The organism is Maritalea porphyrae, from assembly GCF_027213965.1.
Lineage (GTDB): Bacteria > Pseudomonadota > Alphaproteobacteria > Rhizobiales > Devosiaceae > Maritalea > Maritalea porphyrae_A.
Genome location: NZ_JAPWGX010000008.1, coordinates 58,702 through 84,392, shown reverse-complemented (window position 1 = coordinate 84,392; position 25,691 = coordinate 58,702). Strand labels below are relative to the sequence as shown.

Sequence of the window (25,691 nt, the reverse complement as noted above, 5' to 3'; positions counted from 1 at the left end):
CATAGGGGCTACGATGAACCAAAAACCATCTCTTACGCAACAACACCAATCTGTCTATCAAATACTGACGCCGGACAGCTATTCTATCAAATCACCTCTGAAATTCCCAAGTAGACGAACAAATTGAGTTCTGTTTGAGCAACGCGTTTTGCTCAATATGGCCTTTATGTGGAATTTTATCGTCTCACTGGACCGATCCAGTTTTTGAGCAATCTTGTTATTTGTTAGGCCCTGACTTAAAAGTTGTGCGGTCTTGGTTTCAGCATGGGAGAGACCAAAGTATTTAGCAGCAGAATCCAGATCAACTGTAATTGGTTTGCTTGTGTCTGTACTAAATACTATTGCGCCGCCGTGTGGCTCGAAACCTAACTCAACTAAGTGCTGCACTGGGGAAACTTCAATACACAACACCTCGCCAGTTCGGGTCGCAACGGCTTCCTTCCTCGGCCGGGCGCCAAATTTACCATTATTCTGCGCATTTGCGTTTAGTTCGTCGAACTTGAGTTGATCTGAAGGTTTGCGGAAACAAAGCTTGCTGCTAGGATTTGCGAAAAAGACGCCATAACATTCGGATTGACGCTCAAACTCATTGTTTTGGGCAGTCACGTGTCCAAATCTGTCCAAAACGCAGACACCGATAGCCAGCCTATCCATCGCGGAGAGTATTCCACGATGTGCGTCTTTGGCTTGATAAACTAAGCGCCCTAAGTCCAGTGCTTTCGCTATATGTGGCAAGAGCGTTTCAACATTTCTAACCTCATCTTTGGTTATGGGGCCTCTGTTGTCGCCAAACTGAAACGTTAGCTGGGAACTATTTAGATTGTCTTTATTGAGGAATGAAATAGCTCGATGCCTAAGTCCAAGTTCGCGAAGATATGATACGTTGTCGCGCCGCAGAAACTCTGAATAGTCAGTATAGGTCACTTCGTCACTTAAGACTTCTATGCGGTCTGAAATTGCGACTGCTTGTTTGGCGTGACCTCTGTCATTTAGTTCCTGTTCAATAAACCGATCCACATAGGTGTCCATTCCAAACTCAGAGTATGAGTTTGAGCTTTGCGACAACCTGAAGTTATGGATAGCAGTCGGTGTTACTATTTGGTCAAAAACTGCACAGCTTTTGGCGCCAACAAACCACGCACATTTGTCCAAAACAGTTGACCACAAAGACTGATTATCGATCGTGTCATAGATTTGCAGAACTAGATTGTGGGTCGACTGCAATATAGTGTCTCTCATCTCAAGAATTCTTGCCTCGTCGGTATAGTCTTATCCAAACATTTTGCTCAAAATATTGTTTATGCCAAGAAAATTATGCATTTGGTGCTTTACGCTTGGAATTTAACCACCCGTTTGGGGGTGGTATCAAGTTCAAACGCTCTTAAAATCGTCATGTTCAGTTTGAGTTTGGTGAGGGAGCGCCATGTCAGAATTGATTAGCTTTGCGGGGCTGTGGACAACAAGCAGCGGAAAAACGGGTGCTGTTGTTCCCCATATTGGACAAGGAACTATCGGTGAAAGTAATAAACCTGCAATTGTTGTTTGTGGGTGGAGAACATCAATCTAATTGCTGCGTCCTGCCGAATACTATGGCCAGGAAAGTGGTCTTCCGGCAGTAAACAAGTCGAGAAAATATGATTTTGAATTCAAGCACATTCGATGTCGGCGACAATTGGGGTTTGGTTTGGCATGAAATCATGGATGTTGACGGAGATGGGCTTGCTGACCTGCTTGTCTACGCAAATTCAGTTCGAGCATGGGCTTCATCACAAGTCGTCCTGCCCGAAGCAAAACTGCGGGTCTACATTCAGCAAAGTGACGGGTCGCTGTCAGATGAGACATCGGCCTATATTTCGGGCGATACATCGTCTTCTCTGGGGCTAGATTTATCGGTTGGTGACTTCAATGGCGATGGTCGACTGGACTTTGTACTAGGTGGTGCAGGCACAGATCCATATTTTGAAGATGATCCCATCATCTTTGATGAGCAAGGTGAACCAGACGTGTTTTACCTTAGCCAGGCTGATGGAACTTGGGTCGCTTCAAAAGCTATTAGCGTTGATGTTTGGACACACAATGTTGCTGTTGGCGATATTACAGGAAACGGGCTCGACGATGTTTTTACCACAAGTATTGAGAACGGTGACAATAGCAAGTCAGGGCCGGACATAGATCGAAGTTTTTTGAGCTTGTCTATTGGCAACAATATACTCACATACGACCAAATAAAATTACCAAACCTGCTGACGCAAACAAACGTGATTTATAAAGACTATACGACTCATAGTTATCTCGATGCTGATGGGAATACGGTTTATTATAGTAACACGTTTACGGGAGCCGTTGTTTTTGACGCAGACGGCGACGGCGATAAAGATTTAGCAGTACTTGCTGACAATATTACCAAAGGAAACTTGATCTTTCTTAACGACGGGGATGGCGGCTTCACCGACGAACAAGTCATTGAGTTGCCTGAAAGTATTTTTGGGTTTGGTGGGGCAATTGAATTTGGCAGCTTTGATCTAAAGCGAAAAGGGACAATTGGGCTAGAAGGCAATTCGGCTGATATCGACCGTGACGGAGACCTTGATCTAGTCTTACTTTCAACATTTCAAAACGACCGGCCAACTGAAACGGTTCTAGGTTATGCTGGCACCGGTCTTCAGGTTTTGTTTAATGACGGAAATGGCAGTTTTTCGGTCTCTCAGAATCTGATAATTGCCGATGGTGTTGATCGAACATACCTGAATGACTTCAAGTTTTACGACTTGAACCGGGATGGTTGGGTCGACATTATTGGTCAAGGTACTCACTACAATGGTGACTACTACAGAACTGAGATTTATTTGAACAATGGCGGTGTGTTCTCAAACGCTACGTCCACCTTCATTGAGAGCAAGCAAAAGCAGTATTTTCCTTTTCACAAAGATGGCGAACTGCATTTTTATGCATATAGCTTTGATTGGACTTCTTCCGATCCGCGAGATGGTGAAGGAAATGCCGATGTCACTATTGAAACAATCAAGGCAAATATTGAATCGTTCTCAACGATTGCGGGAAGTGATGAGGCTGAAAATCTAATTGGTTCGGCAAAAGACGATTTATTTTTGCCTGCCGGCGGTCATGATGTAATCGATGGTGGTGCAGGCACAGATACAGCCATTTATGCAGGTGATGCGAAACATTTTTCGATTACCATCAATAAAGGTGGTGCGGTAAATGTGCAGGATCGCTCAGGTGCTGAAGGCACTGACAGTCTGATTTCGATCGAAAAAATCGACTTTCAAACAGGCGCGAAAGACGTCAATTTGGATGTGCTTGATGGCGTGGTCAATGTGTCTTCGGCTGATCTTTCAGCCTTCATTGAAATGTATATTGCCTACTTTAACCGCGCACCGGATGCTGAGGGGCTGTTTTATTGGGGCACGCGTTTGAGCGAAGGCATGAGCAAAAACCAAATTGCTGAGAGCTTTTATGTTCAACCTGAAACCAAAGCGCTTTACACAAACCCAGATGATACATCAGGCTTTGTAACAGCGGTTTATCAAAACTTCTTGGGCCGCGCACCAGACACTGAGGGCTTTAACTATTGGGTGAAGCAGTTGGATGATGGTGTGGTGAGCAAGCCAATTTTCTTGCTGGCGATCATCAATGGCGCAAAGGCAGCAACTGGCAGCCAAACGGACGTTGATTATTTCACCAACAAAGCCAACATTGGTGCCTATTATTCTGTCATTAAGGGCCTGAGCAATGTGGATAATGGCAAAGCGGCGATGGCTTTATATGATGGCACAGCGGGCAGCATCACTGCCGCCAAGAACGCAATTGATGGCTATTACAATGCCGCACTTGATGCGAACAATGGTGAGTTGCTGATCAACCTTGTTGGGGTGATGGACGATCCGTTCGCTTTGGTGTGAGTGACAAAAATCGGGTTTTGGCTGTAGTCTAATTGGAGAGCAGCTCAATCCGACTCATACTGAATATTTAATTGATAACAGAAAGAGTGAACGATGTCGGTCGAAGGAGGTTTGAGTGCAAAAGAGCTTTCAGAACTTACGACTGTGCTATTCTCGGCGGCAATGGGACAGGTAAGTTGGCAGTACTTTCTCCAAAAGCTTTCTGTCTCAGCCGGTGACATTTGCACACATATTCTTGGGTTTGACCAAGAGACAGAGTTTACGCTGGACTTCGCTGAATTTGGCTATGATCCTGAGTTTATTCTCACATACAATCAGCACTTCCATAGTATGAATTCGTGGGCACCCGGTTTTATGAGTCAGCCTGTCGGTATAGCGGTAGACTGCGAGGAAATGTTCCCATCTCAAAAATTGAAAAAAACCGAATTTTATCATGATTGGCTGCTCCCTCAAGAAAGTATTAGTCAAGGAGGGGGAACGCTTCTTTTCAAAAGCGACGCTCGCGTATTCGCATTGGGGGGGAATATTAGAGCTAAGGACGCAGAAAAACTAAAAGCGCCGTGGTTGCGCAAAGTAGAGCAGTTAGTGCCGCACCTGCGTCAGGCGTTTGAAATTAATCGAGCTCTCGCAGGTAGCAAACTTGAAACCGCCTTGGTGAAAGAAAACAGTTTTGCAGGCGTTCCAGGAATTCTAGTTTTATCAAGAGAAGGGCGCATAGTTTTTGCCAATGAAGTTGGACAAAGGATGATTGCAAAGGGTTATCCAATCGGATGTGATTTACAAGGACAACTAGCCTGTTCCACAAAACACAAGGGCAATATGAGTGCCCGAGAACTGATAAGTTTCTATTTGAAATCTAATTTACAGTCATTTTCAATCGAATCTCAAATTGGACGGGGCGGCACACTCTTTGATCTGCGTTTTGCCAAGTTTTCGCCAGATATGCTTATTGATTTTCCGATTAGAACGTTTGGCTTTTCCGAGCAATGCACTTTACTTTTTGTTGTGCCAAAAAGGTCTGCTTTCAACAAGCTCACAAAATTGAAGACAGTTTACGGGCTAACTGACGCGGAAATTTCTCTCGTAAATATGTTGGTAGATGGACTGACAAATCGCCAAATCGCTGAACAAAAAGAACGTTCAATCTCTACAATTAACATTCAGGTAAAGTCGATTCTATCGAAGACTGAATGTAATACGCGCACCCAATTTTCCCGTTTGGTCTGGGAACTTCCTTCACATGGCTTCATAAGTTGAATTGAAGCTGTCTGACGTCAGCGCCACTGGAGCCAAATCCTAATAAAAGTTTAAAAACATAGCCCAAATGGGTGATGTCGATCGAGATATGGGTGTTTAGCCTCCCATATTGGGATGGCGCTTGTTTGATAGCCAGTTTGTTTGGGGACCGTCGATCGCTGCAAACTAGAATCGTTTGTCTTGGCATCAGTGCATGATCAAAAAACTTGAGTGTGGAAAATGTTGACCAATTATCAGATCATAACGCGGCTTTATATTGGATACTTTAACCGTGCACCTGACCCAAATGGGATAAAATACTGGGTAGATCGCGCTGAATCTGGAATGTCATTTGCTGAAATTGCCCAATCATTTTCTGTTCAGGCTGAAAGCACCAGTTTATACCCGTATTTTGCAGAGCAAACAACTAACACACCTGATGAGTTTCTTGTTGCGGTTTACGCAAACCTGTTCCATCGAACGCCCGATGCAGAAGGCCTGAACTATTGGATGGGAAAGCTTGCCGAAGGAACAAAAGTCGGTCAGATGATCATTGATATCATCAGCGGTGCGCTGGGTGATGATGCGGAGCTTTTGTCGAATAAGTTGGAAGTCGCGGAATATTGGACATCACAGGCGAACGATATCAGCGGATTTGTATTTGGTGAAGGAGCAAAATTAGCGTCGAAAAATGCACTTAGTGAAATCGGGTCTGATGCAGCCACCATCGAACTATCGAAGGCTGCAGCCGACGAATTTTTTCTCCAAAAGGGCGTCGTAATCGACGGGAAGATTGCTGGCGCAACTGTTGGCGTTGATGTGGATGGCGACGGCGTAATAGGCGTAAATGAGCCTACGGTTACTACCGATGATCTGGGAAATTTTGAATTTCCTTTCGGGACCGCCACTGGAAAATTAATAGCGTTTGGCGGCGTCGATATTGCCACCAATTTGCCATTTGTTGGTCAAATGGAAGCTCCAGCGGGTTCAAAAGTTGTAACGCCCCTTACAACACTCATAAGCAAACTGGCAGATGCCGATGCATCAACTTCTAAAACGCTTGAACAAAAAGTTATTGATGCGCAAGCGGTGTTAAAAAATGTATTTGGGTTTGCTGATATCAAGGTAGATCTTGCGCAAACAGATATTGTGAAAGAGTCAACCGAGGGAGATAGCGAGCCAGCGGCTGATAATTTATCTGATATGCAAGCAACCCAACTATACGCACTTGCTGCAAAGGTCGCTGTTTATGTTCGTCTTGGTACTGCGGTTATTGTTGGTGCTGACGATGCTATCGGCAGCGAAACTGCGAGCAATGCACTTTACGAGGGGTTAGCGCATCAACTCAACTTGCTGGGTCCTAACGGTGTGTTGGATTTAGACGCATCGAGTGCTGGCGAAGATAATAGTAGTGACCTTATGGTCAATTTGCTTGAGGATGTTTCGGCTAAGTTATTGTCTGTTGAATCTCAAGCACATGTGAATTCGATTGCCAAGAGTATCTCCGTTTTATCCGCCGCGGCGAGCAAGGAGATTAGCACCGCAACGGCAAATCTCGCATCTGGCAGCTCTTCAAAAGACACTAAAAATGCGCTCGTAGATATTGCGAAGGTTCAAAAGGCAACGTTGGGGAAAATTGCTGACGACCTCACTCTCGCGTTGAAGTCTGATGATCCTAGCGCCGCAGTACAGAAAATCAGCAATGCTGTGTTGTTAGAAGACGGTAAGGGAATAAATGCTGACTTAATCAAAAGTCAGGATGTCGGGGATGTGGATGCTGACAGTATTGATGATGACATTGTCGATGAAAGTGGAAGCGACAATGGAGGTGGAACCTCCACGCCAACAAATGACGCACCGACCGCTGTTGCCCTGAGCAATGTTGTATCGCTTGCAGAAGACGCCAATACGGCATCTCGTGTGAAGGTTGCTGATATCGTTGTGACTGACGATGGACTTGGCACCAATGTGTTCGCCTTGACGGGTGCAGATGCGGCGAAGTTTGAAATTGATGGTGTTGAGCTGTATCTAAAAGCGGGCACCGCATTAGACTTTGAAACAGACCCTAGCTTTTCAGTTGGTGTGAGCGTTGATGATGTTTCTGTTGGGGCGACACCGGACGCCACTTCAGCATTGGCAACTGTTCAGGTTACAAATGCAAATGAGGCACCGACTGCTGTTGCGTTGAGCAATGTGGTTTCGCTTGCAGAAGATACGAACACGGCATCTCGGGTGAAGGTTGCTGATATCGTTGTGAGTGACGATGAAATTGGCACCAATGTGCTTGCCTTAACGGGTGCAGACGCAGCGAATTTTGAAATTGACGGTGTTGAGCTGTTTCTAAAAGCGGGCACCGCATTAGACTTTGAGACGAGCCCGAGCTTTTCGGTTGGTGTGAGTGTTGATGATGTTTCGATTGGGGCGACACCGGACGCCACCTCTGCATTGGCAACTGTTCAGATTACAAATGTAAATGACGCGCCGACAATAACTGGAGATTTATCTGCGACGGTTGATGAAGGCAGCACCGTGGCGCTAACAGGAGCTGATCTAGGGTTCACAGATCAAGACGATAATGCTGACAACGTGGTGTTTACCGTATCAAACTTGAGCAATGGACTAATCAAAGTTGGTGGCATCGCGCAAACCAGTTTCACGGGTACACAACTAGCAAATAATACAGTGTCTTTCCAACATGATGGATCAAACACACTCGCGGCTGGTTTTAATGTAGTTGTTGAAGATGGTGACGAGGATGGATCCGTTCCGGTTTCAAGCGCTTTTAGTTTGGTCGTAAACCCGATATTCGAACCTATTGAACTTTCGACGATAGAATCGGGAACTGGCCCTGGTTTTGTTATCAACGGTGTCGATGTCAGTGATCTTTCTGGTTATTCCGTGAGCTCAGCAGGTGATGTCAACGGGGATGGTTTCGATGATTTACTCATCGGTGCATACGGTGCAGATCCTTCAGATGTGATGTCAGCAGGTTCCAGCTATGTTGTGTTCGGCAAAGCCGATCAAATGGCTGTAGAGCTTTCGAGCATTGAGGCGGGGACAGGTCCTGGTTTTGTCATTAACGGTGTCGATGCCAGTGATATTTCGGGAAACTCAGTCAGCTCAGCAGGTGACGTAAATGGGGATGGTTTCGATGATTTATTCATCGGTGCACAGTATGCAGATCCTTCAGGAGTGGTTGATTCTGGCTCCAGCTATGTTGTGTTTGGTAAAGCCGATCAATTGGCTGTGGAGCTTTCGACAATTGAAGCTGGGACTGGCCTTGGTTTTGTCATCAACGGTGTCGATATCGGTGATATTTCTGGTTTTTCCGTGAGCTCGGCAGGTGATGTCAACGGAGATGGATTGGATGACCTGATCATAGGCGCTTACCGAGCAGACCTATCAGGCGGGTCGGATACAGGTTCTAGCTATGTTGTGTTTGGTAAAGCCGATCAAACAGCTGTGGAGCTTTCGAGCATTGAAGCTGGGACTGGTCCTGGTTTTGTCATCAATGGCGTCGACATTGATGACAATTCTGGACGTTCGGTGAGTTTGGCAGGTGATGTCAATGGGGATGGTTTCGATGATTTGATCATCGGAGCATACAATGCAGATCCATCAGGCGCGTCTAATGCAGGTGCCAGCTATGTTGTATTTGGTAAGGCCGATCAAGTGGCTGTGGAGCTTTCGAACTTTGAATCCGGCACTGGCCCTGGTTTTGTTATCAATGGCGTCGATGTCGGTGATTTTTCGGGATTCTCAGTCAGCTCAGCAGGTGACGTCAATGGGGATGGTTTCGATGATTTGATTATCGGGGCGTACAATGCTGGCCCGCAGGGCGCAACTGCTGGTTCCAGCTATGTGGTATTTGGCGGGGAAGAAGCCGGTGCAAGCATTGCAACGCTTGTAGGAACCGATGGCAATAACACTCTTAACGGCACAGGGGGTGCAGATCGCATAATTGCTGGGCAAGGTGACGATACAATAATAGGCGGTGCGGGCAATGACTATTTGGTTGGCGCGAAAGACAATGATACCTTTGTTTTCGCAAACGGATCTGGCAATGACACAATCCGAGATTTCAAGGATGGGGCAGATATAATTGACATTAGCGATTTCGGATTTGCCGACATAACGGCATTAAAAGCCGCCTCAACTGATCAAGGAGGCAACGTCGTGATACAGCTTGATGTCGACGATAGCGTCAAGCTGATCGGTTTGAACAAAGTTGATCTGGAGGCTGCAGACTTTACATTTTAGTTGGTGAGACCATGCTGAAGGTAGACATTGGTCGGGTCATATCGGACTGGGACGTTTAAACAACTAGTCAGTGAATTTCATCTTATTCGAGGGAAAAAAGGAGGGGCCTATGCAGTGGAGCTTTGTTTCTTCAAACCTGAAGTTGGCTGACATGGGAAACATGGAGAGCTTTGTCGTTGGTGATATAAACAACGATGGCTTCAATGACTTAGTTCTAGCCGTAGCCTCGAGCATTGATGTGTCAGTTGGTCAATACGATATCGTGCCGGTTGTACTTCTTAACAAGGGAGATGGTAGTTTTTACGAAGGCAACTCGGAGGTTTTCTCATCAACTCCCATTGCTCAAGAATGGGTCAATGATACGCTAATCTACGATTTCAATGGTGACGGCAAAAACGATATTCTTTATATCGACCACGGGCGCGAAACCGGTAGTCCGCCTTATCCAGGTTTCTTCAATACCCTCTATCTGTCTTCAGAGTCGGGCCTAATAAACAGTACATTAGGTATTCAGCAAGAACAGTCTTTTTGGCATGGCGCTCAAAACGTTGCTGATATTGACGGCGATGGCGATCTAGACTTTGCAGTTGCCGCGCTCGATGCTGAAATCGTAGACATATTTGTAAATGATGGAACAGGTGGGTTTAGCAACGAAAGCAGTGTCCGGCTTCCGGATTACGTAACACAATGGCAAACCTCTGGTTCTGCCAAGCCACTCGGTGCCGGAACCGTTGCCTTTTTAGACGCAAATGGTGATGGATACAAAGATCTTATTACTGCGCCATATTCGAACACTTCTCCGGACTTTAGTGAGGCTTCTAACTTTCACATTCTTTTGAACAATGGTAGCGGCAATTTTAAATCTAGTACAATTGTTCTTGATGCTAGGCCAGATGGTCTTTCAGACTTTTACGGTTACGAATCCATCCAGGTCGCCGACTTTGATGGAAATGGATTTGACGACTTCATCGGGGTAGCAGAGGTGAACACTGGTATTTCGTCGGAGGAACCCGGCAAGGGCAGCTTTGTGACGTACTACCGCCAAACATCAGCCGGAGTGTTTGAAGATGTCACTTTGCAAAGCTTTGCTGGGCGGTTTATCCCCGCAACAAACTATGACAAGGACAACCAAAAAAACCACGCACTGAATGAACTATTCTTGGGTGACGTTGATGGGGACGGTGATTTAGATCTCATGCAGCCATATTTTCACGGTCAATCAGCAGACATTTCAAGCGCCATTTTTGTGAATAACAATGGTGTGTTTTCTCCTTTTGTTGAGAATACGTCATTTTCAACTGCGGAAGCAAACTTAGTCGCCTCATATCCAGATAGCAATTCCGGTTCTGCCAGAACAATGATGGGGGATGTTAATGCCGACGGTGTCGCTGACATTGTTTTATTGTCTGCTGTCTACAATACGGTAGCGAGATCGGACACCAACCCTTACGGCTTGAGTTATACTATCGATGTTTTTGCTTCGCAATTCGGCGTCTTTCATCCCACAAATGGTGATGACAGTTTCACGCTGACGTCTGGCAACGACACTATCGATGGTGGTGCAGGCACAGATACAGCCATTTATGCAGGTGATGCGAAACATTTTTCGATTACCATCAATAAAGGTGGTGCGGTAAATGTGCAGGATCGCTCAGGTGCTGAAGGCACTGACAGTCTGATTTCGATCGAAAAAATCGACTTTCAAACAGGCGCGAAAGACGTCAATTTGGATGTGCTTGATGGCGTGGTCAATGTGTCTTCGGCTGATCTTTCAGCCTTCATTGAAATGTATATTGCCTACTTTAACCGCGCACCGGATGCTGAGGGGCTGTTTTATTGGGGCACGCGTTTGAGCGAAGGCATGAGCAAAAACCAAATTGCTGAGAGCTTTTATGTTCAACCTGAAACCAAAGCGCTTTACACAAACCCAGATGATACATCAGGCTTTGTAACAGCGGTTTATCAAAACTTCTTGGGCCGCGCACCAGACACTGAGGGCTTTAACTATTGGGTGAAGCAGTTGGATGATGGTGTGGTGAGCAAGCCAATTTTCTTGCTGGCGATCATCAATGGCGCAAAGGCAGCAACTGGCAGCCAAACGGACGTTGATTATTTCACCAACAAAGCCAACATTGGTGCCTATTATTCTGTCATTAAGGGCCTGAGCAATGTGGATAATGGCAAAGCGGCGATGGCTTTATATGATGGCACAGCGGGCAGCATCACTGCCGCCAAGAACGCAATTGATGGCTATTACAATGCCGCACTTGATGCGAACAATGGTGAGTTGCTGATCAACCTTGTTGGGGTGATGGACGATCCGTTCGCTTTGGTGTGAGTGACAAAAATCGGGTTTTGGCTGTAGTCTAATTGGGGTGATGGAAGTGGAGATTGAACCTAACAATGATGTTGAACATGCTCAATTGCTTGGATTTATGTCCGGGCAAATTCAGGGTGGAAATGTGAATTTTATTGTCGATGGAGACGTGCAAAACAGGGCATCAAATGATCTCCTGGGATTTGCCACAAGCAGCGACGACGGGCCTGATCTCAAAGATTTTTACAAAATTTCTTTCGTGTCCGTTATCAAATGAAATGGGTATTTAGAGCGGTTTAATTACTGGAGGCTCTGGTTCATTTGTTTATTGATTATGCAGCTTGTTTTTGATGTTGCAAGCGGCGTTGTTTGATTGTGTTGGCTTTGATTATCTCCCTTTGTCGTAGAATGGCTTTGTCCCTGCTGAAGTAGACATCAGCTGGCGTGACATTATTCAGGCTCTCGTGGTAGCGCTGATTGTTGTAGTACTCGACGAAGATACCAATTTGCTGTTCGAGATCACCTGGTAGGTAATAGTTTTCCAACAGCACCCGATTTTTCATCGTTTGATGCCAGCGTTCGATCTTGCCTTGGGTTTGAGGATGGAACGGCCCACCACGAACGTGATCCATACGTTTGTCTTTCAGCCAATCAGCAAGTTCACCAGAGATATAACAGGAACCATTGTCGCTGAGCAGGCGCGGCTTGTGCCGAACAACTGCCCTGTTGCAGCCAGATGATTGAAGAGCCATCTCCAAAGTGTCTGTCACATCATTGGCCCGCATGGTGGTACACAGCTTCCATGAGATAATGTAACGACTGTAATCGTCCAGGATCGTTGAGAGGTAATACCAGCCCCAACCAATGATTTTGAAGTAAGTAAAGTCAGTCTGCCACATTTGGTTGACGGCAGTGGTTTTGTCATGGAACTCATTGGCTGCCTTTATCACCACATGGCTTGGGGCTGTGATGAGGTCTGCCTCTTTCAGGATACGGTAAGCCGATGACTCTGAGAGAAAGTAACGCTTCTCATCGGTGTATTTGACCGCCAATTCACGTGGGGACAAGGCTTCGTGTTCAAGCGCAAATTCAGTCAGATCATCGCGCCTATCCTGTGGAATACGGTTCCAGACGGACTTTGGCTTTGAAGTTCTATCAGCCAGCCCATCAAGGCCATTCTCAACATAGCGGTCATACCAACGGTAAAACGTTGTACGTGGAATGCAAAGCATGTCCAAAGTCTGTTTGGTTGGCAGGTGTGACGCTTCGACTGTACGAATAATCTCAAGCTTTTCAGATGCAGAATATCTCATTCCTCGAACTCCCCATCCCCGGTCATGCTTTTTTTAAGCAAGCGGTTCTCAAGGGTGAGATCAGCAACGCATTCCTTTAAAGCCAACGATTCAGAACGAAGCTCTTTGACTTCTGGCGATGTTGCCTGTCGTGCCGTATCTCCAGACAAACGACCTTTGCCTGCCTCAAGGAACTCCTTTGACCAGCTATAATAAAGGCTCTCAGCAATACCTTCACGTCGGCACAATGCCGAAATGCTTTCCTCACCACGCATGCCAGCCAAAACAATGCGGATCTTTTCCTCCGCCGAATAAGTCTGACGGGTTCTGCGACGGATATTCTTTACCAATTTATCTGCAGACGCTTTGCTGCTAACGGATTTCTGTCTCATCTTCACTCCATAAAGGTTACGATGAACCAGAAATCCTCCCTTATCAAACTACCCTTACCTGTTCCACAGGCGTTGATGTCAGACAGGTTTGAGGATGGAACGGCGTGCCACGAACATGATCCATTCGCTGGTCTTTTAGCCAATCAGCAAGTTCCCCTGAGATGTAGCAAGACCCATTATCGCTGAGCAGGCGCGGCTTGTGTCGAACAACTGCCTTGTTGCAGCCAGATGCTTGAAGCGCCATCTCCAGCGTATCTGTCACATCATAAGCTCGCATGGTGCTACACAACTTCCACGAGATGATAAAGCGGCTGTAATCGTCCAAGATGGTGCTCAGATAATACCAGCCCCATCCAATGATCTTGAAGTAAGTAAAGTCCGTCTGCCACATTTGATTGATGGCAGTGGTTTTGTCATGGAATTCATTGGCTGCCTTTATCACCACATGACTTGGTGTTGTGATGAGGTCTGCCTCTTTCAGGATACGGTAAGCCGATGACTCTGAAAGATAATAACGCTTCTCATCAGTGTATTTGACTGCCAGCTCCCGCGGTGACAAGGCTTCGTGTTCAAGCGCAAACTCAATCAGATCATCACGCCTATCCTGAGGAATACGGTTCCAAATGGACTTTGGCTTTGACGTTCTATCAGCCAACCCATCGAGGCCGTTCTCAACATAGCGATCATACCAGCGGTAAAACGTTGTGCGTGGAATGCAAAGCATGTCCAAGGTCTGTTTGGTTGGCAGATGTGACGCTTCAACGGTACGAATAATCTCAAGCTTTTCAGATGCAGAATATCTCATTCCTCGAGCTCCCCATCCCCGGTCATGCTTTTTTTGAGTAAACGGTTCTCAAGGGTGAGATCGGCAACGCATTCCTTTAAAGCCAATGATTCAGAACGAAGCTCTTTGACCTCTGGCGATGTTGCCTGTCGTGCCGTATCCCCAGACAAACGGCGTTTTCCTGCCTCTAGGAACCCCTTTGACCAGCTATAATAAAGGCTCTCGGCTATGCCTTCACGTCGGCACAATGCCGAAATGCTTTCCTCACCACGCATACCAGCCAAAACAATGCGGATCTTTTCCTCCGCCGAATAAGTCTGACGGGTCTTGCGGCGGATGTTCTTTACTAATTTATCTGCAGACGCTTTGCTGCTAACGGATTTCTTGTTCATCTTCGCTCCATGAAGGTTACGATGAAACAGAAACCCTCACTTATCAAACTACCCTAAGATGTTCCACAGGCGTTGATGTCAGACAGGGTGCGCTCAACTTTGTTGCACATAGCACTCTCCAAACTATCGTGCTCTGATAATGCGCGATGCATGTCCCTAGGATTGGCCGGAGCCTTGCCAAACCTCTGATTGAAGTCAGCTGTGAAAGTGGGGACAAACGCATTGGCGTCTTCGATGGTCCTGATATCCCGTAGGCGTAACTCTTTGACCAATCGATCCTGCAACGTTTTATTTGCCCGCTCAACGCGGCTTTTGGCTTGTGGAGAATTGGCGCATATGATGTCAATATTCAGTTCATGAAGTGCACGGCCGAATTGGGTCATACCCGACGTTACATCTTTGTTTGATGCATGTGTCGTTCTAAAAACCGCGTGTTTGTCACTGTAGAACATCACCGGCTTTCCATATTCCTGCAGATAAGACTTCGCAGCGTGAAAGTAATCAAAAGCATTCTCTGTCTTGCAGAAACGAAGGTGCAAAATTTTACTCGTGGCATCGTCAATAAAGACGAGCAGGGCGCATCTTGGCCCTCTTTCCTCAAACCATCTATGATGAGACCCATCAATCTGGATCATTTCACCAAAACACTCGCGTCGGTTTCTAGGCTGATGAATGTGCTGTTTGCGTTGTTCTTTTCGGGAAGTCCAAATTCCAGCGTGTATCATCCACTTGCGTAGGGTTTCCTTGGATACTGACACATCATGCAGTTCATGGAGCTTCTCGAGCGCCAAGGTTGGACCAAAATCGTGATAGTTCTGCCTGACCAGTTCGCACACATAGTCACGAAAACCGATTGAATAAGTCCGATTACTTGGTTTACCGCGTTTCTTTGAAATCATGCCCAATGCACCATTCTGACGAAATTCAGCCACCAATCGTGTCATGTGGCGTCGGCTCACACCGATCGTTTTGGCCGCCTGAACCACACTTATGCGCTGTTTTTGAACGTCCTCGATGATTTTGATCCGCAGAAGTTCTTTCTCACTCATTACAAATAGTCCCATATCTGTATGCCTCATCATAAACTGAATACTCAACTTGATGAGACATTTCTAACTTGCTAATGTGAGACATTACTAAATAGCTGCTACATATGATATTCGCATAACTAGGATTATGGAACTTCAATTTACGAAGGGTAGTTTATGACGCGCATTTCCTGTTTTAGATTCTCATCTGGCCGCAAGTGCCGTACGCATCTCTTTAATGCCTTCTCCAATTTTGTCACCATAACGCAGCAAACTGCCGCCCAGTAAATAGACCACATCGTCACCATACATGCGCCTCATTTCCCCAGCACGGTCCTTGGACATTCCACCTCCCGGGCTTGGAAAAATCGGTTTGCCGATGCCCTTTGTCGAACAGCAAGCGCTTGCAATGGATTGGCATTGCGCGCTTGAGAAGCCAAACCGGCCACCAACATTGGGGAAAACAGAAATGTCTGAACCCGCCAAACGCTGCAAAACGCCAAACATCATTGAATGGGTGAACCCAGTATCGTTTGAGAGCACATATGGTCCCAAAAAACTGGGGTGGGTCATTATTGGCAGGTCAAAATCAGCGTCGCTGGAAAAATGGTTGACGATATCGAAGCCCAAAAGCCCCGGCATTAACAGTATACCCCCGGCTCCTGCCTGCTTTGCGAATTGCGCGTCTTCAATCACGCTTGTAAAATGTCCGCCAATATTGGGGAAATAGAGACAGTTGTGCCCCGTTTCCTTGTTGGCACGGTTTACGGCTTTGGCAATCTCTTCTACCCGCTTTTTGAACGGCGCGGCTGGTTGGTTGACCAACCCATGGTCTTCCTTGACGATATTGGCACCGGCTAGCGCACACAAGTATGCAATTTCTGCCAATTCGTTAGTGTTTGAACCTTGCGGCTTGAGCACAGGTGAAATTAGCCCGCCTGTTGAACAGGCGGCACGCTCGCGCACTCCCTTTGTGCCAAAGCGAGCACCTGGAAACTGCTTGCCTAAAACGGACCCCAAATCCACATTGGTGACTTGCAAACCTTGTTGGATTGAAGAATTGCCGAAAATCACGTTGAATAGCTGGGTCAACTCGGTCCCCACACTTTTCGCACTATAGGACACAATGGCGTCGAAATGGCTTTCATGAGTTTGGCTACAGCTTTCGACTTTGCCTAAAATCTCATCTTCAATGAAACCTTTGGGCACCACGTCACGCGGAATTTCAACTGTTTGCTCCAAAGCGATATTGTTGGCACGCTCTTGCGCTTCATCGTTGTTTTGGGCTTGAATTTGATAGGTTACGCGTAAACGGTCCATGACTACAATGCTTCCGCTTTCGCGCTTGAGTGAACAGCATCGACCCGTGCACTTTCCAAATCGTCAGCATCAATGTTGGTTTCGATATTCATCAGATTTTCAATGCCGTTTACCAATGCCAACGCGTCCAGCCCATAATAGCGCATCAAGTAAGAACGAGAACCGCCATGGGCGTACGTGTCTTTTAGTCCTAGTCGCACAAGTTTCTTTTGGATTCCCGCTTCTGCGATGGTTTCTGCAACCAGCGACCCAATACCGCCATTAATCACATGATTTTCCAATGTAATCACGCCATGTTTGACGGATTGTAGATGGTCGAGCAGGCGCTTTGAATCAAATGGTTTGATGGTGTTGAGGTGTAAATGTCTGATTGAGACACCGGCGTTAACCAAAGCAGTTTTTGCGCGCAAGGCTTCCTCAGTGGTAATGCCTGCGGTCACCACAAGAATGTCATCTCCGTGGGAGAGTTCGCGCATTTCGCCGACTTTGATCGGTGAATCAAACAAGCGGGGCACCGTGCCGCGCAAAACGCGACAGTACACAGGACCGTCAATGGAATCAGCCGCTTCACAAAGGCTTTCCACTTCGGTCGCATCCCCTGTTTCCAGAATCGACATGTTGGGCATTGCGCGCATGATTGCAATGTCTTCGATGGCTTGGTGTGTCATGCCACCGGGAGTGGTGACCCCGGGCAAAAAACCCATAAGGCGCACTTTTCGGCGTGGATAGGCAATAGACGCCATCAATTGGTCATAAGGCCGACGATAGGTGAACACTCCGAAGGTGTGAATGAATGGGCGATAACCAGCTAGACCCAAACCGCCAGCAAAGCTCAACATGTTTTGCTCCGCCATGCCCATAGACATGAATTGCTCAGGGTGACGGTCGCGAAAGCCATCAATTTCGCAAGAGGAAGTTAGATCTGCCGACATGCACAACACATCTTTGTTGGCTAATGCGTATTTTTCAAATGCACCCGCATAAGGGCGTGTAACCATTTCAACCATTTTTCTTCACCCTAATGCTTTTCAAATTCAACAGGTTCAACACCCAGCTCTTTGGCGATGGAGATGTTCATTTCGTTTCGCTCTTGCTCTGATTTGAAGCGGACATAATGCAAGCGTGGGAATCTTTTCTGCAGGAACGACATCCCCTGTGTCGGCGAGGAGTGCGCCAAAATGATCAAGGGCTGACCCTTGTGTGGTTCCTTTCTGGCTTGGCGCATAGCGTCCAAATCATGGGCGTCAATTTCAACGACAGTCGCGCCAAAAGCCCGCATTTTGGTGGCAATATCTCGCACTTCCATAACAGAAGACATAGCCCCGTCGCATTGCTGGTCGTTGACATCCATGATCGCCCACACGTTATCAATTCCATGATGTGCGCAGGCTTGGATCGCTTCCCAAGTTTGGCCTTCTTGGACTTCACCGTCAGACATAAACACACAGACCTCGCCCGGCTCACCGCGTAATCGTCGTCCATAGGCCAGACCTGCGCCTGTTGATAGGCCTATGCCCAATGTGCCATTGTGCACTTCCATGCCAGGGGAATGTTCAGCACCTATCATCTCAACAGACGATCCGTCTTTGTTGAACATTTCAAGTCCTTCTGCCGACATGCGCCCAGTTTCGATCAGCGTGGCGTAGGCCACAAGTGCATAGTGTGCTGGCGCAATGAATAGCCGATCGTACTGTGGCTCAAACGGACCATTATAACCAGCACCAGTCACATAATCATCGTTGCCCGGTGCAGGTACGCCGCCAAATGGTTGAGGGATCATAGGCAAAGTTGGATCGCCCAAATTTAGGGCCTCATTGTAGAGCCATGCCAATTGCTCAGCTGCTGAACAGGCTTGACTAAGATATCCGCCATTATTGCGCATTGAGTGCTCAAAAACGCGACGGCGTATACCCAAAGCAATCTCTTGTGTCGTCTTTTGGTTCTTCACCTGTTCCCCCATCAAAAGTGCGGTGTGGATTTTTCATTGTTACTAATGTCAGTAGCATATAACATTTGATAAATAAAGCGCATGAGTGGGCTGAGTACCTAAAAAATTACGCCCTTGCGCAGGATGAAACAGCCGAATGGTCGCATTTCGCCAGTGCGCACCACCGCATAACAATTTCTGGCTTGTTCATAGAAGTTTTGGCGCTCGAGCGAGCAGAGTTGAGCGACGTCGGGCTTGGCTATTTCAAGCATTGCAAAAACGGTTTTGTGGACTTCACCCATTTCTCCGGGTGAATTGTCAATCTCCATGCGCCAAGCACAGCAGTCATAGAATTCGTCGAGTGGGAAGTGTTTGAGCATGGCGTTAACCAACGCGGGTGCATCCATGCCCGGCATATCCACAAGCTGACCAGAAGCAGTTGCAAGCGCGCTCGATTGGGCGGGAAAGTTGGCATCAACGATCGCAATTTCATCGCCGTGCCCCATTTGCATCATCAAATAAACAAGTTGAGCGGATAGTATTGGGTCTATTCCTTTGAGCATTTTGTCCTCCAAAAAAAGGGGCGACCCCGGGTTATGACCCACGATCGCCCCAGTTCAAAGGGTTAACTCTAATGGTTTATGGCAGTGGCATCCAATCAGGTACTGCAACCGCTGCATGGGCGAACTGTGGCAATTTTGCACTGAGCTCTTCCATGTTTTTGATGTCTTTTTCCAAAAGGTCCTTTTGCGTGATCAAGGTTGGCGGCACAACAACACTTGCGCCTGGGGTCTCACCAGCCAACAGCATGGCCAAAGCCCGCACAGACACTTCTCCAACAACCGCTGGGTTGGTGGCGGCCGTTGCTTTCCAAGCGCTGTTTGGTTCACGCATCGCTGCTATGTCAGATGTAGAAACGTCGGCTGAATAGATGCTGACTTGTTCAGACATACCCGCTTCATCAACTGCAATTTTTACACCTTTGGCGAATTCGTCATATGGCGCAAACATCACAGTAATGTCAGGGTTGGCCGACAAAACAGAGCGGGCTTGGTTGGCAATGGAGTTTGCGATTGGGTTGTCCAGTGTGCCAAATGTAGCTTTTTCTTCGATACCCGAATATCGCGCTTTGAACTCAAGCCAAGTTTCATCTCGGCGATCAAGGGGCGCGATGCCTGGTACATAGACATAGCCGGCCTTCCAGCTTTCACCATTGTCAGCGATGGCTTGTTCCAAAGCTAGACGGGCTAAATCACGGTCTGATTGTTCAATTTGCGGCACAGCGGGGTTTTCAACGTTCACATCGAACGCAACAACTTTTATGCCAGCATCCACAGCCCGTTGAACCGCTTCTTGCATAGACTCTGTTAGTCCGTGTTGCACTATGATGCCGTCGACGCCTAAAGCTATGGCTTGGTCAACCATATCTGCTTGAAGTGCTGCATCTTGGCGGCTGTCCAGCACCCGCAAATCAACACCCAAAGCAGCTGATTGGCGCTCAACACCTGAAAGATAGGCTTGGAAAAAGTCGCCAGTTGATAAATAGCGCACCAAGGCGATTTTCACTTCGCCTGGTTTGTCGAAAGGCGCAGGCATATCAGCGGCGTGGGCCAAGCCCACAAAGCTAGTTGCAGCAAGGGATACCCCCGCCAGCAGTTTAGTAAACACACGTCTTGTAAGTTTCATTTGTTCCTCCAATTCAATCGACCGCGTTAACGAGCGCTTTAGGGTGGTCGGACCTAGCGCCTATTTGAGAGTGCGAATGTGAACATGAGCGCAATAACCAACACGCCGCCTTTCACAAAATCTTGGGTATAATAAGGTGCATTCATCATGGTTAGGCCCTGAAGCAGGATGCCAACGAATAGCGCCCCCACCGCAGTACCGAATGCGTTTGGTTTAGCTGCACCTAGAACAGCAAAGCCGATCAGCGCTGCAGCTACAGAATCCAGCAGCAAGTTATTGCCTGATGCAATGTCGCCGCGGCCCAATCGTGCTGCCAACAAAATTCCACCAACCGATGCCAGCACGCCAGAAATCATATAGGCGATTATCCGATATTTCTTCACGGGCACCCCAGCTAAACTTGCGGCGCGCTCATTTGAGCCGATGGCATACATAACGCGGCCATATCTGGTGTATTCCAAGAAAAACCAAATACTGATGGCAATAACAATCAGAATTACGACGGATACAGGGATCAGATTTTCGATGAAAAAATCAAACCGGTGACGACCCAGCGCCAAGAACTCAGGCGAAAAACCACCTTGGGCTGTTGAGCCGTCTGGCAGGCTCATACCTGTTGCGATCGAACGACCCTCAGTAGGGATGCGTTGCGCCCCAATCAACAAGAACATCATGCCCAGGGTGGCCAAAAGGTCTGGCACGCGCATTTGCACGATCAAAAAGCCATTTATCAATCCAACAATGGCGCCCATTAGCAAGCAAGCGGCAACTGCAACAAATGCGTTCTGCTCCAACACCACCATCATATAGGCGGAAAGCATCAAGGCAGAAGTGGCGACTGCACCGATAGATAGGTCGAACCCTCCGACCACCAGCGTAGCCGTAACACCCAGAGCCAAAATTCCGGTAATAGCGACTGATTGGAAAATAAAGACAGCGCTATGGGGGCTGGAAAAACCTTCTGCTGCGATGCCAAAATAGACCACCAGGCCAATCAATAGGGCCACGAAGCCATAGCGAATGGCATAGTCTTTGATCGACATAGATCTTTTGTTCACGCGGGTTTCACTCATTGAGCCGCCCCTTCTTTTTGTTTTTGTAGATTTTGAGGAGTCGTCGCGCCTGAAACCTGTTCTAGGATCAAGTCCAAATCGACGTTTTCGTTCTTATGGTCGCCCACAATGGTGAATTCCGCCATGACCAGAATGCGGTCAGCAATCTCCAAAGCTTCGTCCAGTTCCGCCATCAATACGATGGTCGCGCGGTCTTTTGCGGTTTCACGCACTTTGGCGCCAATGTCGCGCCGTGCTGCAATATCAACCCCTTGGAACGGCTCATCTAAAATCAGCACATCGCATGGGTGCGACAGCCACCGGCTAACCATTACTTTTTGCTGGTTGCCGCCGGAAAGGGTGCCAATGTCATCGTTAGCGCTTTGGCACACAATTCCCAACTTCTTGATCGCTTCGTTGGTGATGCGATACTCGGCGCTACGGTTTACAAAACCAAGTGTTGAAAGGCTCGACAGAAATGGCAATGTAATATTGCGATTAATGTCAAAGTCTTGCACCACGCCATTTGTTCCGCGATCTTTCGCGCAAAGGAAAACACCGTGATTGATGGCGTCTCGTGCCGACTTTGGTAAGTAAGTTTTGCCTTTCAAGTGGAGATTGCCCGCAGCTGGGGTAAATTGTCCAAACAACACTTCGGTGAGTTGGGTTTTGCCGACACCCACTAACCCGGTGATGGCAATCACTTCGTTGCGATGTGCAGTTAAATTAATGGGTTTGCTATCCGGTTTTAACTGCAGTTCTTGCAATTCTAAGACCACATCGTCAGGGGTTCGCACCATTATATCCACGTCAGTCATGGTGTGGCCGAGCATGTCGTTGACGGCGCCCTCATAGTCGAGAGGAGATGTTTCATATTTACCAACGATCGTGCCATCACGCATGGATACAATACGGTCTGCGACGTGGCGGATATCTGACATGCGATGAGAAATGTACAGTATTGCAACCCCACTCGCGCGCAACTTATCCACCAACCTAAACAAGCGCTCTGCCTCTGTTGCGGACAACGAAGAAGTTGGCTCATCAAGAATCATCAAATTGGGTGAGTGTGCCATTGCGCGGGCGATGGCCACCAATTGGCGATCTGCCAGGGCGAGGTCACTAACCATGGAATTCATGTCAAAATTCAAATCAAGCTTGGCAGCTATCTCTTCGGCCGCTTTGCGAATTTTTGTTGGATTTAAGAGCGGCGCGCTTTTGGGGTTCGCCAACCAGTCCAACATCAAGTTTGAGGCAACATCCAAATCGGGCACCACGCCATCATTGATGTTTTGGTGCACGGTTACAATACCCGCCTGTAGTGCTGCGGAAGGTGAATTTGGCGAAAACGGTTGATCATTGAGCAACACTTCGCCCGCATCGGCGCTGTAAAGCCCGCAAATAATTTTTACGAGGGTAGACTTACCTGCCCCATTGGCTCCCATTAGGACAGTTACTTTGCCTGCTGGGATGTCTAAGTCTACGCCGCACAGCACGCGGTTGGCCGCAAAGCGCTTCTCCAGGCCGCGAATTTTTATGGGCGTTCCAAGCATAATCTCCTCCGATAGATTTACGATAAGAGCATTTAATATCAAATGTCAAACGTTATTGACATTTGATAGTTAAATTGCAATTCATGGGTGAATATGTATTTGGCGCCTACGCACACGCATGTCACTCTGACCTTCGATTCTGTTAGCTTGACCGGCGCCTTGGGAGGATTTTATGGGCAGTTCATACGAACCATTAAACGTAGACACGATTGGTGAGAAATTGGGCCAATTGGAGATCATGAAAGAAAAAGTTGGACCGGATTCCAGCATATGGTCCGCGCAAGAAGTTGGCGATGGAAATTTGAATCTTGTGTTTATTGTTAGCGGACCGAGCGGGCAAGCGATTGTGAAGCAAGCATTGCCTTATGTACGCCTTGTGGGAGACAGCTGGCCCCTTCCCTTAAAACGCGCTTTCTTTGAATATCATGCGCTCATTCGGCAAGCAAAATATGCGCCCGGGGCTGTACCAAGAGTATATCACTTCGATGAATCGCAAGCGTTGATCGTAATGCAGTTCATGTCACCGCATGTCATATTGCGCAACAGCCTCAAAGACGGCGTAAAGCACGAGAATTTGGCGGAATTTACCGGTAAGTTCTGTGCCCGGACCCTGTTTCGAGGCTCAGATCTTTCAATGAATACGAAGGAGCGCAAAAAAGACCTTGCGCTGTTCGCCGACAATGCTGAGCTTTGTGATATCACGGAAAACTTGGTGTTCACAGATCCATATTGTGACGCAAAGATGAACCGCCATACCAGCCCACATTTGAATGGTATTGTCGCGGATCTGCGTGCAGATATGGATCTTAAGGTCACTGCTCAGCACTTTAAAGCCAAATTCTGCAACAATGCAGAGACCTTGTTGCATGGCGATCTGCATACCGGCTCCATAATGGTCACAGATCGTGAAACAGTGGTGATTGATCCAGAATTTGCTACCTATGGCCCAATCGGCTTCGATATCGGCATGATGTTGGGCAACTTCTATATGGCCTATTTTGCACAAGACGGCCACGAAACGTCAAAAGGCGCGCGAGACGGATATGCCCAGTGGATTTTGGATGTGACGTGCGACATTTGGCAACATTTCGAACAAGAATTCTGCCATCTATGGCGGACAGAGCGCACGGGCATTCTTTATGACAGACGGCTTTTCGAAGATCAAAACCAAACTATTGCAGCTGAAAGAGCCCTTGCCGACCGTCTCAAAGACATCTGGAGCGATTTGCTAGGCTTTGCCGGCATTGAAATGCACAGACGGATTCTGGGTCTTGCTCATATTATGGAGCTGGACAGCATAGAAAATGATGACTTACGTGCGGTTTGTGAGGCGCGCGCGTTGCAATTTGGACGCCAGCTCGTCTTGTCTCGAAATGCCTACAACTCCCCGTACCAGATCGCCGAGCTTGCTCGCGCGGTAAGAAAGGAAAACTACCTATGAGAATAGATGGCACACATTACCGTTCAATTTGGTTAGGGGATGATCAAAAAACCGTCAAAATCATCGAACAACGCCTGTTGCCACATGAGCTCAAAGTTGTTGACCTTAAATCGCGCGAGGACGCAGCAATTGCCATTAAGGATATGTGGGTGCGCGGCGCTCCGTTGATCGGTGCCACAGCGGCCTATGGCGTGGCGTTAGCAATGGCAGATGACCCTTCAGATGCAAATCTGGAGACTACTTGGGAGTTGCTACACGAGACACGGCCCACAGCAATCAATCTGCGTTGGGCGTTGAATCGGACCAAAGTTCATCTTAGAGCCATTGCCCCTGGAGAACGCGAGGCCGCTGCTTTTGAGCTGGCCGCAGAAATTTGTGATGAAGATGTTGAGATTAACCGATCCATTGGTGAAAATGGCCTGAAACTCATCGAAGAGATTGCGTCTAAAAAAGCACCTGGCGAGACGATTAATATTTTAACGCATTGCAATGCGGGCTGGCTTGCCACGGTAGATTGGGGCACAGCCACCTCACCGATCTATCATGCGGTTGAAAAGGGCCTAAAAGTTCATGTTTGGGTAGATGAAACACGTCCACGGAACCAAGGTGCCCAATTGACGAGCTGGGAAATGGCCAGCCACGGCGTGCCGCACACGCTGATCGTGGACAATGCGGGCGGGCACTTAATGCAGCACGGCCAAGTAGACTTGGTGATTGTCGGCACCGACCGCACCACCGCGCAAGGCGATGTATGCAATAAAATTGGCACCTATTTGAAGGCGCTTGCAGCCAAAGACAACAATGTTCCCTTCTTTGTGGCTTTGCCGTCGCCGACAATCGATTGGACTGTTAGTGATGGGGTGAAAGAAATCCCCATTGAAGAGCGCGATGGACGCGAAGTCACTCACGTTTATGGCAAATTGCAAAATGGCAAGCGCGATTGGGTTCAAATCTCGCCTGATGCAACCCAAGGCGGCAACCCTGCTTTTGATGTGACCCCAGCAAGGTTAATAACTGGGTTGATTACCGAGCGCGGCGTTTGCCCCGCTTCTCGGGAGGGGCTCGAAGGTCTTTTCCCTGAGCACAAGTAA

General features: G+C 47.6%; 16 protein-coding genes and 2 pseudogenes. 7 read left to right on the top strand and 11 right to left on the bottom strand.

Going from position 1 to position 25,691, the window contains the following annotated elements:
• Positions 1-78: 78 nt before the first annotated feature.
• Entirely contained in the window at positions 79-1,029 is a 951-nt protein-coding gene (locus tag O4H47_RS17675; RefSeq protein WP_269395341.1) for a helix-turn-helix domain-containing protein, read from the bottom strand.
• A gap of 394 nt (positions 1,030-1,423) precedes the next feature.
• Between O4H47_RS17675 and O4H47_RS17670 the strand changes: the two genes are divergently transcribed.
• The 5 genes from O4H47_RS17670 to O4H47_RS17650 all read left to right on the top strand — a co-directional run bounded on the left by O4H47_RS17670 (position 1,424) and on the right by O4H47_RS17650 (position 11,754).
• Positions 1,424-1,567: a hypothetical protein gene (locus tag O4H47_RS17670; protein WP_269395340.1), complete on the top strand. Its 144-nt coding sequence runs from the start codon at positions 1,424-1,426 to the stop codon at positions 1,565-1,567.
• Positions 1,568-1,634: 67 nt separating this feature from the next.
• A complete protein-coding gene (locus tag O4H47_RS17665; protein WP_269395339.1) occupies positions 1,635-3,920 on the top strand; it encodes an FG-GAP-like repeat-containing protein in 2,286 nt (761 codons plus the stop codon).
• A 93-nt stretch (positions 3,921-4,013) separates the two neighbouring features.
• Positions 4,014-5,177: a helix-turn-helix transcriptional regulator gene (locus tag O4H47_RS17660; protein ID WP_269395338.1), complete on the top strand. Its 1,164-nt coding sequence runs from the start codon at positions 4,014-4,016 to the stop codon at positions 5,175-5,177.
• A gap of 219 nt (positions 5,178-5,396) precedes the next feature.
• Complete coding sequence (locus tag O4H47_RS17655) at positions 5,397-9,416, top strand: DUF4214 domain-containing protein (protein WP_269395337.1); 4,020 nt, start codon at positions 5,397-5,399, stop codon at positions 9,414-9,416.
• Between the two features lie 109 nt (positions 9,417-9,525).
• Complete coding sequence (locus O4H47_RS17650) at positions 9,526-11,754, top strand: FG-GAP-like repeat-containing protein (RefSeq protein ID WP_269395336.1); 2,229 nt, start codon at positions 9,526-9,528, stop codon at positions 11,752-11,754.
• Positions 11,755-12,065: 311 nt separating this feature from the next.
• Here the strand turns inward: O4H47_RS17650 and O4H47_RS17645 are convergent.
• The 10 genes and pseudogenes from O4H47_RS17645 to O4H47_RS17600 all read right to left on the bottom strand — a co-directional run bounded on the left by O4H47_RS17645 (position 12,066) and on the right by O4H47_RS17600 (position 23,159).
• Positions 12,066-13,417 (bottom strand): IS3 family transposase gene (locus tag O4H47_RS17645; protein ID WP_269395335.1). Its coding sequence is split into 2 segments (ribosomal slippage): positions 12,066-13,081 and positions 13,081-13,417, totalling 1,353 coding nucleotides; the frame shifts between segments, so codons are not numbered across the junction.
• An 85-nt stretch (positions 13,418-13,502) separates the two neighbouring features.
• Positions 13,503-14,593, bottom strand: a pseudogene (locus O4H47_RS17640) (IS3 family transposase); the annotation flags it as partial.
• An 80-nt stretch (positions 14,594-14,673) separates the two neighbouring features.
• Positions 14,674-15,657: pseudogene (locus O4H47_RS17635) on the bottom strand (ISNCY family transposase); the annotation flags it as partial.
• Positions 15,658-15,825: 168 nt separating this feature from the next.
• Positions 15,826-16,941: a RuBisCO large subunit C-terminal-like domain-containing protein gene (locus tag O4H47_RS17630; protein ID WP_269395334.1), complete on the bottom strand. Its 1,116-nt coding sequence runs from the start codon at positions 16,939-16,941 to the stop codon at positions 15,826-15,828.
• A gap of 2 nt (positions 16,942-16,943) precedes the next feature.
• Positions 16,944-17,948 (bottom strand): transketolase family protein, encoded by a 1,005-nt coding sequence (locus O4H47_RS17625; protein ID WP_269395333.1) that lies wholly within the window; start codon positions 17,946-17,948, stop codon positions 16,944-16,946.
• A gap of 11 nt (positions 17,949-17,959) precedes the next feature.
• Positions 17,960-18,889 (bottom strand): transketolase, encoded by a 930-nt coding sequence (locus O4H47_RS17620; protein ID WP_269395332.1) that lies wholly within the window; start codon positions 18,887-18,889, stop codon positions 17,960-17,962.
• 98 nt (positions 18,890-18,987) lie between these two features.
• Complete coding sequence (locus O4H47_RS17615; RefSeq protein WP_269395331.1) at positions 18,988-19,431, bottom strand: RbsD/FucU family protein; 444 nt, start codon at positions 19,429-19,431, stop codon at positions 18,988-18,990.
• Between the two features lie 76 nt (positions 19,432-19,507).
• The gene (locus O4H47_RS17610; RefSeq protein WP_269395330.1) at positions 19,508-20,554 is read right to left on the bottom strand and encodes a substrate-binding domain-containing protein; all 1,047 of its coding nucleotides are present in this window, start codon (positions 20,552-20,554) and stop codon (positions 19,508-19,510) included.
• Between the two features lie 53 nt (positions 20,555-20,607).
• Positions 20,608-21,597: an ABC transporter permease gene (locus O4H47_RS17605; RefSeq protein ID WP_269395344.1), complete on the bottom strand. Its 990-nt coding sequence runs from the start codon at positions 21,595-21,597 to the stop codon at positions 20,608-20,610.
• 26 nt (positions 21,598-21,623) lie between these two features.
• Complete coding sequence (locus tag O4H47_RS17600) at positions 21,624-23,159, bottom strand: sugar ABC transporter ATP-binding protein (protein ID WP_269395329.1); 1,536 nt, start codon at positions 23,157-23,159, stop codon at positions 21,624-21,626.
• A gap of 172 nt (positions 23,160-23,331) precedes the next feature.
• On the opposite strand from O4H47_RS17600, the gene mtnK reads away from it, so the two are divergent.
• Both mtnK and mtnA read left to right on the top strand, forming a co-directional pair.
• Positions 23,332-24,600 (top strand): S-methyl-5-thioribose kinase, encoded by a 1,269-nt coding sequence (gene mtnK, locus O4H47_RS17595; RefSeq protein ID WP_269395328.1) that lies wholly within the window; start codon positions 23,332-23,334, stop codon positions 24,598-24,600.
• On the top strand, positions 24,597-25,691 hold the full coding sequence (gene mtnA, locus O4H47_RS17590; protein ID WP_269395327.1) for an S-methyl-5-thioribose-1-phosphate isomerase: 1,095 nt from the start codon (positions 24,597-24,599) through the stop codon (positions 25,689-25,691). Before mtnK ends, mtnA begins: the two co-directional genes overlap by 4 nt.

Coding starts and splice junctions, on each gene's coding strand:
- O4H47_RS17675 (WP_269395341.1), bottom strand. CDS start 1,029: ATGGACACCTATGTGGATCGGTTTATTGAACAGGAACTAAATGACAGA.
- O4H47_RS17670 (WP_269395340.1), top strand. CDS start 1,424: ATGTCAGAATTGATTAGCTTTGCGGGGCTGTGGACAACAAGCAGCGGA.
- O4H47_RS17665 (WP_269395339.1), top strand. CDS start 1,635: ATGATTTTGAATTCAAGCACATTCGATGTCGGCGACAATTGGGGTTTG.
- O4H47_RS17660 (WP_269395338.1), top strand. CDS start 4,014: ATGTCGGTCGAAGGAGGTTTGAGTGCAAAAGAGCTTTCAGAACTTACG.
- O4H47_RS17655 (WP_269395337.1), top strand. CDS start 5,397: ATGTTGACCAATTATCAGATCATAACGCGGCTTTATATTGGATACTTT.
- O4H47_RS17650 (WP_269395336.1), top strand. CDS start 9,526: ATGCAGTGGAGCTTTGTTTCTTCAAACCTGAAGTTGGCTGACATGGGA.
- O4H47_RS17630 (WP_269395334.1), bottom strand. CDS start 16,941: ATGGACCGTTTACGCGTAACCTATCAAATTCAAGCCCAAAACAACGAT.
- O4H47_RS17625 (WP_269395333.1), bottom strand. CDS start 17,948: ATGGTTGAAATGGTTACACGCCCTTATGCGGGTGCATTTGAAAAATAC.
- O4H47_RS17615 (WP_269395331.1), bottom strand. CDS start 19,431: ATGCTCAAAGGAATAGACCCAATACTATCCGCTCAACTTGTTTATTTG.
- O4H47_RS17610 (WP_269395330.1), bottom strand. CDS start 20,554: ATGAAACTTACAAGACGTGTGTTTACTAAACTGCTGGCGGGGGTATCC.
- O4H47_RS17605 (WP_269395344.1), bottom strand. CDS start 21,597: ATGTCGATCAAAGACTATGCCATTCGCTATGGCTTCGTGGCCCTATTG.
- O4H47_RS17600 (WP_269395329.1), bottom strand. CDS start 23,159: ATGCTTGGAACGCCCATAAAAATTCGCGGCCTGGAGAAGCGCTTTGCG.
- mtnK (WP_269395328.1), top strand. CDS start 23,332: ATGGGCAGTTCATACGAACCATTAAACGTAGACACGATTGGTGAGAAA.
- mtnA (WP_269395327.1), top strand. CDS start 24,597: ATGAGAATAGATGGCACACATTACCGTTCAATTTGGTTAGGGGATGAT.